Here is a 13,642-nt window from a genome sequence, read left to right on the forward strand (position 1 = left end):
TTTAAAAGTTTGTAGAATTTAGCTGGTTAAATTGTGCCGCACTTTGAATGGGCCGTGTATCGAAATGTTCGAAAAAGTCAAGCGAGCCTTTTACACCGTATCGGGTACGGTAAACTGTAGCTATTCCGTTTTCAACACTTACCCCAATCTCGATATGATGCTCCCAGTCTTTTCCGCCTCTGTAATTTCCATCCTTAGTATGTTGGAGAACGAGAATGAATGCGGCGTCCGGATTGTCTTTCTTCAATGCTTTAAAATCCTCAAGCTTTAAGCCTAGGTCATTTATTGAATCCAAGATAATGAACTGATAAGCCGCCAAATGAGGTGTTTCAAGGTCTGGTGCAAAGTCAAGATTCTGCGGCTTCGGCCTGAGCAGTTCGTTGATCTTGTCTGTAAGCGTTGAGGCACCATGCTCCTCGGATGAGATGTAAAGCACATTTCCGAAGTTGTTTGCCAGGTACTCAGCGAACTTTAACAGCAGCGTTGTTTTTCCGGAACCAGGCTCACCGTGAAACATTATTGTAAAGTTCTTTGCGGGTTTACCCATCAAAGTATTCCACGGGTAACCGAAGTCCAGGCTTTCAAACTGGCGATTTCCCATTTCCTCAGCAGACAGCACGCCAAGCCCTCTGTTGTGAGAGCAGGCGCCCTGGTGTTCGGCGTCTGTGTATGTGCCGCGCTTACATGGACGCAGCTTTTGCCCTCCCGTATGGTATATTCTGCCAAGGCTTTTTTCACATGAGCAACCCCGTACAATGTCCTCCAGGCCGTTGAGCTCTGCTTTGCTGATAGGTATTCGATCGCCTTTTCTCAGCTTGATAGCTTTATAAATTGAATTCACTTTGTCTGCATATGGATCGTCTTTTGAAATCCTTTTGTTTTTAACAAGGTTCTCCAAGTATTTTATAAACGTGTCGATTTTCTTGGCATCAATCTTATCCTGTAAGCCGATGAACCGCTTAATAGCGGTAATAGAGGGATAAACTTGTTCACCCCCGGCGATGGCCACAAGTTTGGGCAACTCGGCCTTAGCTATAGTGAAGGTTGCTTCGCCCTTCATCTTATTGTAGGCTTTTACCAGGTTGTCCTGTATCTTCTGAATTTCGTTCGCGAACGGAGACTTTTTTTGAATGAGCTTCTGCACGATAGATCGCTGCAAAGACTTGATAAATGCCAGGATTGCATTCGGTGATTTTACCTTGTTATGCAAACCTACGTATCTCTTGATGAATTTTATTTCCTCAGGAATATGCTCCACGTGCCTTACTTCGTTCGTGCTTTTCGATTCGATTTCCCTACGGCTTCCGGAAGGTTGACCTGACGTTGTACTATCATCCCCTTTGTAAAAGGTCGAAAGATTGGCCAGGTATTCATCTACCGTGGCTTTAATGTCATTATCTGAGTGGTAATAGTCCCATGTTGTGTGACCTTCCGTTATTTCCTTTACAAAGTCATATCCCTCCTTCAGGTTTGTAGGCAAGTCAGAAGTTCGTATTCCAGTTACTTTCTGAAAATAATTTTTGCTCGTAATCATAAAACCTCTATTTAGCTTTTCTTCATTCTCCACTTCAATCTGAGTGCTTTTGCTTTCATCGCCATTACTTTTGCTGCATCAATATTTTCCGGGCCAACAGGTAAGTGACGTTGTTTTGAAGGATACGCACCGGAAGCGGCATGAATGCCAGCGCTTATTACCGCGTCTGCTTGTGCAAGTATTTTAAGCAATTCAAGCTGTCCCTCACGATTTGTGTCTTTGATAGCTCCATTCGCGTTTTCGAACTTTTCAATTAGGATCAAGAGTGATTCCGGCAATTGTAAGTCGCCAGGATCGCTGGGTAGTAGCATAGAATATTTTGGTGCGTATCCTTTCATGTTATTGGTTCAATTTGTTTGACAGGTCGTCTATTGTTTCCGTGATATGCTCAATAGCCTCCCCTTCATCTATAGTTCGTCCGAAGTAGTATCTATTCGGGGCTAACTTTGTGCGGTCCGCATAACCGGATTCCTCAACGATTTTTTTTAAGCTACTTCTTCCGAGACCATGGCCGAAATTGTCGGGTATCACAACACCAAAGTGATCATATAGACACAGATACCCCTTTAGCCCTTCGAACCTGAAAAAGCGCGGATCGGAGGTTAGCAGAGCCAATAAGTTCATATCGAGCCTCTCGTCATAGTTCTTTACAGGGATAAGTGCCGCATAAGCAGCTTTTTCATAGGTATCAGGTGAGCTACCCAGCGCAATGGTGATTTTGGTGGGGATGTGTGCCTGTTCCAGGAGCTGTGCTACGATAATTGCACTAATACCACTGTAAAGTAATTGCTCGGCGGTGGTTCGGCTGGTACCGCCACAACCGACAAACAGTTCAACAGCTCGTTTTTCCTTACTGCTCGGCGGAAACCAGGCGAATACCTTTTTGTTTGACGTTCTTATCTTGGGCTTTCCATCTGACTTTTGCTCCCAGCGTTCTATGATTGGAGTATTGTCTTTGATTAACGTGTATCCTCTCCTTGAACTTTTAATTTCTTTGTTGTCAAACGTCTTTTTATGAGAAGGGCTGTAAAATTCCTTAAGCCGGAACAGCCCCATTGAGGCCCTGTCAAACACAAAAACGCCTAAACCAGATGCGTTGTATTCAAGTTTTTTTGACTTAATCTTGTTTCTTGTTAGCGTAGAGATCTTGTCGTTGACCTTATCATAAATTTGCTGAATGAGCTCGGGTCGTTTGTATTGGGTAATACCGCTGCTCAATTCCTCAAAGGACGTGTCCGGCCCAAACCAATTCGGCATATTGACGATTTGGGTGTTAACGGTTTCTTCGGAAAACTCATCCATTCTCGCCTGATTCTCCGGAGAAAGGCTTTGCAAGGCTCGGTTTACCCATTCCCTGTATTCGAGCAAATTTCTGAAGTCGTCTTTTATATGAGCGTTAAGCATTAGTAAGCATTTTTATCCTTATCAAACTCTCTGTATTCGTAGTTGCTGAACAAATCGGTGTACCTTATTTTGCCTTTAATATTTGATTGCTGTATCTCAGTAAATGTGCTGATATAGCTGTCGAGGGTGCTTTTGAACGTCTTTCCGTCTGAAGCTTCGACTCCACCTTTAGCTTTGGTTTTCAACCGTTGCATTTCAAGATTGTATGAGTCGCGTGCGTTTTGCATAAAGCGGAGGGACACCTGCGCCTCGTATTTCAGCTCCTCGATGGCGGTCCGCATGCGATCACTTATACTCCATACCAGGTCATTCTGCAAGATCTCACGCTCTATAGTTGGATTTTTCTCGATGAAATACACGCTGCCAGCGAACCTGTCTAACAGTGAAAGATCTTGTTTGTTGTTGGCCCCATAGATGACACTTTCCTTATCAGGATAGATGTTGCCTGTTGCAATGCAGGCAAAATGTTCATGCTTAGTAAAGCTTTCTTTCCTTGCGTTGAATATTACCGCATTGTGTATTTTAGTTTTTGCAAGTGCGTCATTAAAAAGGCCAGCGGTGTTGGGATCTATTTTCGGAAGCTCATCTAGTATTAAAACATAACCGTTCGTCCAAGCCTCAATAAGTTTTCCTTCCACATAACCGTCCATTGTTTGACCTCCGATGATTTCTGTGGGTGAAGTCCACTGGGAACAGTTGATTGTTATGTGTTGACGACCGAGGGCGATCTTGGAGATGAGATGTTCTGCCAGATAAGTTTTTCCGGTTCCTGCTCCGCCTACGAGCATTACATTATTCCCAAGAACGACGTCATCCACGATTTGCTGGAATGTGGGAATTGTCGGCCTCCTGAATGATGTTGTTACCGCTGCAGGCAACTCATATCGGATGATTTGCTGCTGACTTGATAGAACCTTCTTGACTTCATCGTTAAGATTTTGAAAGCCAAGTCGAATGTCATCAAGCTCTGTCTGTACTAACTCGCGAACAGCCTCTTCGTTTATTGGATGTCCCTGGTGTTTTTTTAATGCGTCAAATAGCTCTTGAAATATTTCGTCGACGTCCTTGGCGCTCTTTTTAGCCGTTTTCTTCTCAGCTATTGACTTGGTTGCAGAACTTGCAGGTAGGTCGTGTTCAAGTTGCAATTGCTCAACCAGCAGCCTGTCCATTTCTAATGCGATCTTGTTCTCAATGGTGAAGTCGCGGCTCAGTTTTTCAATCATCGAATACCTCTTTTGCGTATCCGCGTCTTTGCTGGTGATCACATCCCTATATTCAACAACTTTGTACATGCCTTTTCATTTAAAATTGAGTACTTCCCACTGTTCCTGCATAGCCCAGGCTTTGCGCCTAAAGCGTTGAAGTTTATTTTCATCGAGCGGTATTTCGCCAAAACCCTGTATGGCTTTTTTGGCCCTTCGTTCCTGTTCAACACGCATTTTAAGTAGCTCCAATTCTGCTTCGGCTTCAAGTTCTAAAAGAGCCATGTCATCCGTCTGTGGTTTGGCACTTGTAGGTTGGCGCCTTCCATCTGCGTCGATTGCCACTACCCGCACTGTTATTGAGGTCGAGTTGAAGGCGTTCTTAAATGCTTCTTTTAGGGGCTCGCTTACAAAGGCATTCTTCACCTGGAGAAACTCACGGAATGCCTTGTCCTTCTTGAACTGTCGGAAAAATGGGCCTTCACTCATGATGAAAACAACACGTCCCCCCGGCTTAAGTAAGGTGAAGGCATGCCTTACATGATCCACGTCCTGTCCATCCTCAAACGGTGGGTTCATGATAATTTTGTCATACCCTTCACCAGGATTGTATTTCAGAAAATCGCTGTCAACGAGCTGATAGCCTTTTAGTGTAAGGATTTCTCGTAAAATGCTGTGCGGTTCAATAGCATGCAGTTCATGATAGGAATGTGATTCTCTAACAGCATCCAGTAGATCTCCCTTTCCCGCTGAAGGTTCTAAAATGCGATCGTCCCCTTGTATGTCAGCCAGTTCAAGAAGTTGTTGAATGAGTTCTGTAGGAGTCGGAAAGAAGCCTGGTATCTTCGCTTCAAATGCCCTCATTTCGAGGTTCTTGAGTTTCTGTTCCTTCTCAATTTGCTCCTTACTATTTGTTGGCGAAAAGTCTTCTAAGAGTTTTGTTCTCTGCTCACGGGCATACAGGCATTCATTCTTATTGCTGATGCCTAGTTTTGAGAGTTGTTCCTTGTAAGTGCTGTAATTCTCTTCTGTGTATTCATACCAGTACACGAGACTAGCCTGGGTGCGGGTTCTGATCAATTGTAAGTAGGGAAACTGTACGATTTTTCCAGATCGGTGGGCATCTGCAAGAGCGTATAGAAAGGTTTGCAATTCTTTTAACTCGTAGCCTTCGTCCCGCATCACTGCTGCAATCCCCATTCTTCTCTTTGTAGGCCGTAGCTTTGAAATGGCCGGGTTTATCTTGGAATCGATCTGCTTCTGCATCCCATCTGCTAATGCTTGAAGCTTTTTAGCAACTTCTTCATTTGGCTGAAGGGATTGAGATTGATTGCTTTGTGGTTCCTCTATGCCTCCCTCTCCAATCACCTTGTTGTAGTATTTCTTATATGAAAGAGATTGGTCGCTGATCAACGAGCTGATTGAAGGATAGGCCTTCTTCAAGAATGACTTGCTATAAAAATATTTCGGCGGCTTCGACTTAACAGAAAATTCTGTTCTTTCACGCAGCCTTTCAAATTCATCGATGCTTTTAACTCCAACCCAGAAATTCCTTTTTTCATATTGAGTGTCGTCAACATCCACTTCCGTCTCTGAAAGCTTCTGTGCAAGCTCCCGCGACTTAGCATTATCTAAGGCATACCACATCGTTTGCTTTTCAGAAAACTGGAATCCGTGTGCTTTCAGTATTTCCCGAACCTCGGGAATAGGCCGAGTAGTGCCAAACCGTATCTCTATCCCGTCTGGCGCTTTCTTGCCGTTCGGATAAGTCCGATTGTTGTTGTAAGTGATATGCGGTTTTAACTTGATAATATCACCCAGGCCGATTTCCACATCATCAATCATTTCCTTTCTTGCTTTCGCGATTGTGAAGGAAAGGTACTGGGGTGCAAACTGGTGGGTTTACGATTTATCGCGATTTTTTAGGAATAGGGGCAAATATTTATGATTTGCTGACTTAAAAGACACTTAAGATCCGAACTAGTTATTCGACTTATACATGTAACTGAGTTCATAACCGGGGGAATTAAGTTCGCCAAGCGATAATTTTCTCGTGCTTCATTACTTAAAGCATTGCTAAACGCTAGATGTCTTACCATCTGTTCTTGTTTTCAAAATTTCAATAACTTGGTTCGTGGGACTTTCAACATCCCCGTCTTTGGAACCAAACCCCGTGGGCTGATTGCCAAAGATAGCCCTAGTTGCTTCAAGTAAAACAGCGTTTTTCGTTCCTTCGTCAGTGGCACCAGCATTAAACGTTTCAAATGTAATCAAAGCATTATGCCTATGGCGGTTGATGACTTGATTATGCTTTTGTGCTCGATAATTTTTCATGCATATGGCAATCGCATAGAACAAGATTGTAATCGTTAAAAGACGAACGATAGTTATCTGCAATACATAATTATTGTTATCTAATAGCTTAGATTTAGCTATGTCCTCAGCTAGATTTTCCAAGCCATTGTTAAGGCTGAAGCCATATGCGACCCCTGTGGCTAATAGAATAGCAGTGAGAACAAGCCAGACGATTGACGAATTAGAATTCCTTGTTGACTCAGTATTAAAAATGACCGAATAACGATCAACGCCAACTTCCTTTGATTTTGCCCTAACTGCGGCAAGTACACTTTCCATTTCCCCTAAGGTGGTCTTTAACTTTTCTTCCGCTTCTTTAATCTCTCTTTCTAGGTTCTCACTTTCTATTGTGGGCACAGTCACCTGAGGTGCTCCATAGTGTGGAGCACCAAGAGTACCTTCAGTCGTTAAATCTAGCATTTGAAACGCTTTTACTGACAGGTTTAGTACTTTGTCGAACACTTCATGGAAGTTATTAATAATCACATTTTTTGATTGCTCGGCCCTGTCTTGAGCGACGCCAAACTTGACTATGCTTAGGAGCGTTGTTAATAAGTTAGTTAATTCACGGGAAAGGGCGTGAAGCGTGGGTAGGTGAATGGATTTTATTTCAATTATTTCGAGCTTGGTAAGTAAGATTTTTAACTGATTGAACTCATTTCGCAGTTCCGTAAAAGCCCAATCTCCCAATGAAGCGGTTCGGACAAGGTCTCGTTCTACGTCAAATTTCCTAATTTCCGTAATGAGTCGTCTAACTTCACCGGCTGCTGATTGTGATTGTGTCATAAAAACTGAGGGTTTATGGATTGACAAAAATTCTGTATGTGTCCCATATCAGAAAAATATCATAAATAATCATAAATATTCATAGTGATTCAATAGCATCAAACAAGTTACCAGAAGCACAGACGTTTTTTGCACAATCAATAAGGTTATCATAATGGAGCAATAGAACATCCGACGTTTTACGGCAACTCTTTCCTTGGCCGTCAATTTAAAATGGTCGCGATCATATAACATAGGCTGGAATTACATTCAATATTAATATAGCGGATTGACAGCCGTTGTCACAGCCATTGAGCTATTTTCACGAAAACAACCATAATATCTCATGAAACGAACTTATTGGATCTTCGTAATTATTGTTATTGCCATAGTGATAGGCATTGGAATTGGAATTTACCTATCTGAAGAACGTGCAGTCAACACCCCAACTCAAGAGCCGGTCGAGGGAAAATTGGCGTGGATCAAGACGAGAATTAAAGGGCTTGAGACCAGAATAAAAAGTGAAATTGCCGCACTCAAATTGACCAACGAGATGGAGGCTGCACTCAATAGAAAAGTAGATAGATTATGCCTTGGAATCGGAACACTTTTCCTTTTGATCCTTATTGGAATCACAGCGTTATTTTATTGTAATGGTTTAGACTTGCTCACCGCAATACTTAGCACGGCGGGTCTGGCCTCCCTATTCTTTCCACTAGCCTCTGTTGTCTTTTGGCGTACAGTAGATTTCGATTTCATAGTTACGAGAACAAGAGGAAAAGTAAAAAGTTGGCTGAATGAGAAATACGGGCATAATCCTGACGCTATGATTGAACTAAGTGCCAGCATTGCTAAAAACAGCGAGGAATTGGACAAACTGGTCATTCCAAGCATTCAATAGCCGAAGTAAAAATTAAACGGTCAGTTACGAGTATGAAGTTCGCACTGATTAACGGTAGTAAAATTGAAGCCACCAAGGGAGCTAAAGGAGTTTGTCCTAGCTGTGGTTCAGAATTGATCGCTAAATGCGGAGAGTTTAAAATAAATCACTGGGCACATAAAGGTGTTCACAATTGCGACCCTTGGTGGGAAAACGAAACTGAATGGCATCGATTATGGAAAAACAATTTTCCAGTGGCTTGGCAAGAAACCCCTTTGTTGGATCAACTGACTGGGGAAAAACACATAGCAGACGTTAAAACTGAACACGGTGTTGTTATTGAATTCCAGCACTCACCAATCAATGCCCAGGAACGTATGGCGAGAGAGAAATTTTATATGAACATGATTTGGATTGTTGACGGAGCTCGTTTGAAAAAAGACTATCCTCGCTTTTGTAAGGGAAGAAACGATCTTCGTGCCACGCAAAAAAAAGGCTTATTCATTATTGACTTTCCAGACGAATGTTTTCCCTCATCTTGGTTGGCAAGTTCCGTTCCGGTAATATTCGATTTTCGAGGTGTAGCATCTATTGACGATCCGGGAGATATAAGACATGGACTTTATTGTTTATTTCCTAGGCATAGTAGCGGACACTTTTTTCTTGCCGCGATTCCGCGGACATCTCTGATTGTGAATTTGCTCAACGGTAACTTTCCTATAAAGCTTGCTTCAACTGACTCCGTCAAGCAGATTGAGGTGATGAAACCGTCAGGTAGCTTTCGGAGAAGAGAATCTCCATATTATCTAGAGCGCGGACGCTGGAAAAGGCGCAGGCACCTTTAAAAGCTTTTCTAAGTCCGTTTTATTGAAATCAGGGCGAAAAAGCAAATTATTCACGAACTTGAGGACGTCTGTTCTATTTCGGCCCAGTATCGCAATTTTAAAATCCCAATACTCAATCCAGATAGAATGGTCTGCCTCGCTTCCGAACCTACACCTAATGAGCCAGTCTTATCAAACAGTAGCATTTTGCTTTTAACGTTCTTGCACCAAACTTTTTAATAGCGTAGCTTAGTTTCTTAAGCCTATATCATCATTACCCCCGCTTACTCCACATCAGATGCAAATTCACTACTTATGGATCAATGACTTTGGCCGGCTTCAAAAGGCAGGAATCAATCTTTCATCAAAACTTATCGTGGAAATGGAGACTGACAAGGACGCGGCGGACCATTACACGCTGACGATATCTGAAAACCCGGAATACATTCACAATTTCTTTGATAAGGAGAATATCTCAAATGTAACTGCCATCATCGGAAAAAATGGCGCAGGCAAGACTACTATCCTAAATTACCTCAAGTCTCATTTACCGGTGGGGCTTCAAGCTAACGTGAAAGGTGATCTTTTTATCTATTCGATTGGGAAAGATGGAGCTAACCAGGAGTTTTTTATCATCAAGCCGGATTATATCAAAGTCAAATTGGAAAATAAAACAACCATTAAATTCCATCAAGAAGTTTATGGCGAAAATGTCGGCGAGACTTTCCGCTTTACTGGTGAGCTTGGAGATGCAGGGTACATCTACTACTCGTATTTATTAGACTTTAACCAGGATATTACGCCCTGGAGAGGTCTTACTAACATTTCCACTTCCTTCCTGATGATGGAAGAGCGTCGGCGGATAGTCGAAGAAAATAGGGTTGCGTCTACAAGAGTCGCACTCTTATCTGATTGCAACGACTTAGATAACTTACACATGTCCGAGGTACAGCGAGCAATACAACTTTTATTGGATGAATCACTTACGCTGCCTTTTGATAAGCCTAACACCTTAATTATCGAAATCGACTTGAATGATATTTCATTCTTTTCGGATCAAGAGAGTACGCATACAGATATTCATAAAATATTAAAGGAATTTAAAAAAGAGCGTAGCTTAAGTGACGACCGCGTAGACGACCTCATCAAGAATTTCCTCCTTGCTATTTTCGTGAACTCTCTTATCGATGACCATAAATATGGCGGGCTAAAAAGTCCTTCTATCCCAGAACGCAAACCGCAAATAAATGAGCCTGCAAGAGACTATATTCTTAGCTATTTCTCTAATATCGCCGATAGTGATGACAGAAAAATGATCTTGCCAAGACACAAATCACTGCAACAACTAGTACCGCAATTGGTGGCCCTACTGGAACAGCTAATTCGCGATAAAATTGTCACTATCGAAGATGCAAGTACCATGCAATTCTCAATAAATGAAACAACGGAAGGAGATTTTAGGCGTTTCAGCAGACTGTATCTCCAAGTCAAAGGAATCAGTGCATTCCTGAATTTCCGTTGGCGCACGCTAAGCGGAGGCGAGCAATCGTATTTATCATTGATGTCCCGATTTTATGATGTTCGTCATCACCAAATCGGAGATTTACCGCATAACCTCGTGATTCTTATCGACGAAGGAGATGTTGGTTATCACCCTGAATGGCAAAGACGGTTTTTAGATATTACCCTCAATTTCCTTAGTCAATTATTTGAAGGACATACGCTTCAATTGATCATAACCGCCAATACGCCGTTCCTTTCATCAGACTTACCGAAGTCACATGTTCTGTTCGTTGAATGGATAGACAACAAAGTTTCAACCTTCCATTCTAAGCACAATAGCCGAGAGCAAACATTTGGCGCCAACATTCATACCCTTTTTTCTAATTCTTTTTACATGGATGGCATATTAATGGGTGAATTTGCAAAAAAGAGAATTAATAAAATTATTGACTACCTAAAAGAACCCCTGAAACAAAACGAAGCACCTAACGAAGGATATAAGAAAACAATAGATGTGATCGGGGAACCCGTGCTTAAGAGAAAATTGCAAGATATGTGGTTGGAGAAATTCGGACTGGATGAAGAGCTGCGTATGCTACAACGAAGAATTGATGAAATCAACCATCAAAAAGCAAAAAAATGATTAGAAGCCCACATACTCTTGTCGATTTAGACGCTAAGGCAAACATTTTCTTTAACGATATTAAGAAAGAGCTACAGTTACACCGCAAACTGCATGCCCATCCAAATGATTATCTAAAGCCGACAATGCGCTACCTCGAATTAAATCTTGAAACAATCATTACTGGTCGCCCAGATATACTTGAGAACGAAGCTGCAAAAAACATTCAACCCTTAGTTGAACAGGCGGTAATAGATTTTCTTTTGTCCAACCCCTCTCTAAAAGACAAGAAAGGAAAAGATATCACAGACACTAAAAAAAGGGAAGCGTATGCAAGAAATATAATCAAATCAGAAATCACGAAAATTTTCAATTATGACCTCGATGACGATTCTTTTAGAGACAAGGATCATGGGGCGGTTGCTTATCGACATGCTAAACGTTTGAATACCAACACCTGTCCATACTGTAATGGAAATTTTACCTTTACCATAAGGAACAAGCGCATGAAATGCCGTCCACAATTCGACCACTTCTTGAACAAGGACCGTTACCCCTATTTTGCCCTTTCGTTCTATAATCTGATACCTAGTTGCGCGCTCTGTAACTCAGGAGCCCTGAAAGGAAGGAAGCTTTTCTCGATTACAACACATCTTCATCCTTTCATTGATGACATAGAAGGATTGTATGAATTCAGAACTAGTATTAACGCAGTTGACTTTTTGGTGAATAACGAAGATTTCACGCTGCAACTCAAACCTTGTCAGAATGTAAGCAAGAAAGAGAGAAAAAAAGCCATGGCTAACATTGAAGTATTTGGGCTTCAGGATCGATACGGATTCCATAAAGATATTGCTGGAGATGTTCTAAAAAAATCATATGTCTACAATAAAACTGCAATTGAGAACCTATTTACTTCATTCAAAATCGGTAATCACTTAATTTTTAAATCTGAAAGCGAAGTAAAAGAATTGATAATGGGTAACTATTTACACCCAAACAACTTTCATAAGAGAATATTGTCCAAGTTAACAAAGGATATAGCTGAAGAATTTGGATTAACGATTTAGTATTCGACGGAATAATATTACTAGTTTTATCGGGTTACCCTAAGAAGAGCAAGCAAGTGTCTAAAATTTGCAGATTGTACGCTTGTTGCATTACGTACAGAGAATGAAATACAGTTATCGTGATAATATAGCTGAGCTAACTGATAAAGCAAAAATTGACATAAGCGATATATTCGACTATGAAAGCTCACCCATAAAGGAGCTTTATGAAAAATACTTTCAGTTTTGTCAGGAAAATTTAGCGGAGCATTGCAATGATTTTAATATTTCTCCAGCAAAATTCTACTATCGACCAGAATTTGGAATAAATGCGCGAGCTGGTAGGGTGAATGGCTACTTTGTAATTGGAGTAAATATGGGAACAGTACACTCTCTGTACGATTTGTTCTATCAAAAGAATACCATATTTCAATCTCATGATTTATTATTGAAAAACTATGGTGGACTGATCGAAAAATTTGATGTTCCCGTAGGGCATTTTATGTTCCAATTTGGAATTCTCTTCACATATTATCACGAACGAGCGCATTTGATCCAGACTTCTCCACTCTTAGCTAACTGGTTCTCAGAGCAATCTGGCAACGGCCCTCATAACACATTTTCCATCGAAAGACATATTCTTGAAATGGATGCAGACATTGATGCAGCCCAACATATATGCTTTCATTTAATTGAGTACTGGAAAAAACTTAACACGGAAGATCGAACAGAAGACAATATTCAAAAAATACTTTCCATCGGAGTTGCAAGTATATTTTCGTATTTCTTGTTGTACTATAAGCAAGGCATAAAGATCTATTATCGACAACACACACATCCTCATCCGTTAATACGACTTTCATATATTGTGAATTGCTTGAGTCAGGTGGCAAAAATAAATTTACCTCTAAGTTTCCAATTAGATCAAAATGCTATGTCGCAAAACGGTATCGTTATTGCCGATTTATTTTATAAAGAAGTATTTCATTCAAGCCGGGTCGGAAATGCATTAGCACAATCCACCTCTGAGGGCAGAAACATACAGGAATATGTAAATGAGCTTTTACAATTAGCAGGTGCTTTTCCCAACCTGGTTATGAAGAGATAACTTCGTCAGACTGTGTTTTCTTCAGCGGATACCTTGAATTGAATCCGAGTTTTTTTTTCATGAAGCAGAAGTACCGGAAGAACACCACTATTAATTAATAAACGACTAACGCCATATTGGACGAAATATGTCGCCAGGCCATGACTTATAGTGTTTGCTAATCTACATTGCGTGTTCGCTTCCGTGTCAACAGCCAGAAGGCAATGTATTGCACTTCGCCCGATTTGTTTTGTCGTTATTCCAGCACATCGGGAATCGCTCAGCCCTCTTCTTAAAGAATGTACTGATTAATGTTATATTCTGCCCCTTCTTGATACACTTACTATTCCAGCATGATTGACCCCCTAATCCAGCAAGCTGACCCCTCTGTGTGAAGGGATTGTTTCTGTAAAGCAA

Annotated in this window: 11 protein-coding genes; 5 read left to right on the forward strand and 6 right to left on the reverse strand. The window is 41.3% G+C overall.

Annotation, left to right across the window (positions count from 1 at the left end):
- Position 1 precedes the first annotated feature (1 nt).
- The 6 genes from KK083_RS03425 to KK083_RS03450 form a co-directional block, all read right to left on the reverse strand.
- Positions 2-1,567, reverse strand: a complete 1,566-nt coding sequence (locus KK083_RS03425; RefSeq protein ID WP_254160704.1) for an ATP-binding protein — start codon at positions 1,565-1,567, stop codon at positions 2-4.
- Positions 1,546-1,872, reverse strand: a complete 327-nt coding sequence (locus KK083_RS03430) for a hypothetical protein (protein WP_254160705.1) — start codon at positions 1,870-1,872, stop codon at positions 1,546-1,548. The genes KK083_RS03425 and KK083_RS03430 overlap by 22 nt, the downstream gene beginning before the upstream one ends.
- A 1-nt stretch (position 1,873) precedes the next feature.
- Positions 1,874-2,938: a DUF7192 family protein gene (locus tag KK083_RS03435; RefSeq protein ID WP_254160706.1), complete on the reverse strand. Its 1,065-nt coding sequence runs from the start codon at positions 2,936-2,938 to the stop codon at positions 1,874-1,876.
- Positions 2,938-4,230, reverse strand: coding sequence for an AAA family ATPase (locus tag KK083_RS03440; RefSeq protein ID WP_254160707.1), 1,293 nt, complete (start codon positions 4,228-4,230; stop codon positions 2,938-2,940). Before KK083_RS03440 ends, KK083_RS03435 begins: the two co-directional genes overlap by 1 nt.
- A 6-nt stretch (positions 4,231-4,236) precedes the next feature.
- Entirely contained in the window at positions 4,237-5,985 is a 1,749-nt protein-coding gene (locus KK083_RS03445; protein ID WP_254160708.1) for a hypothetical protein, read from the reverse strand.
- Between the two features lie 231 nt (positions 5,986-6,216).
- The gene (locus KK083_RS03450; RefSeq protein ID WP_254160709.1) at positions 6,217-7,281 is read right to left on the reverse strand and encodes a hypothetical protein; all 1,065 of its coding nucleotides are present in this window, start codon (positions 7,279-7,281) and stop codon (positions 6,217-6,219) included.
- A gap of 325 nt (positions 7,282-7,606) precedes the next feature.
- Here KK083_RS03450 and KK083_RS03455 point away from each other — a divergent pair, with 325 nt between their 5' ends.
- The 5 genes from KK083_RS03455 (at position 7,607) to KK083_RS03475 (ending at position 13,246) form a co-directional block, all read left to right on the forward strand.
- Complete coding sequence (locus KK083_RS03455) at positions 7,607-8,161, forward strand: hypothetical protein (RefSeq protein ID WP_254160711.1); 555 nt, start codon at positions 7,607-7,609, stop codon at positions 8,159-8,161.
- Between the two features lie 32 nt (positions 8,162-8,193).
- Positions 8,194-8,985 (forward strand): competence protein CoiA, encoded by a 792-nt coding sequence (locus tag KK083_RS03460; RefSeq protein ID WP_254160713.1) that lies wholly within the window; start codon positions 8,194-8,196, stop codon positions 8,983-8,985.
- Positions 8,986-9,262: 277 nt separating this feature from the next.
- Positions 9,263-11,110, forward strand: coding sequence for an AAA family ATPase (locus KK083_RS03465; protein ID WP_254160715.1), 1,848 nt, complete (start codon positions 9,263-9,265; stop codon positions 11,108-11,110).
- Positions 11,107-12,159, forward strand: coding sequence for a hypothetical protein (locus KK083_RS03470; RefSeq protein WP_254160717.1), 1,053 nt, complete (start codon positions 11,107-11,109; stop codon positions 12,157-12,159). Before KK083_RS03465 ends, KK083_RS03470 begins: the two co-directional genes overlap by 4 nt.
- A 103-nt stretch (positions 12,160-12,262) precedes the next feature.
- Positions 12,263-13,246 carry a hypothetical protein gene (locus tag KK083_RS03475; protein ID WP_254160719.1) on the forward strand — a complete coding sequence of 328 codons (984 nt, stop codon included), beginning with the start codon at positions 12,263-12,265 and terminating at the stop codon, positions 13,244-13,246.
- Positions 13,247-13,642: the final 396 nt, after the last annotated feature.

This window comes from Chryseosolibacter histidinae, from assembly GCF_018598225.1.
Classification (GTDB): domain Bacteria; phylum Bacteroidota; class Bacteroidia; order Cytophagales; family Cyclobacteriaceae; genus Chryseosolibacter; species Chryseosolibacter histidini.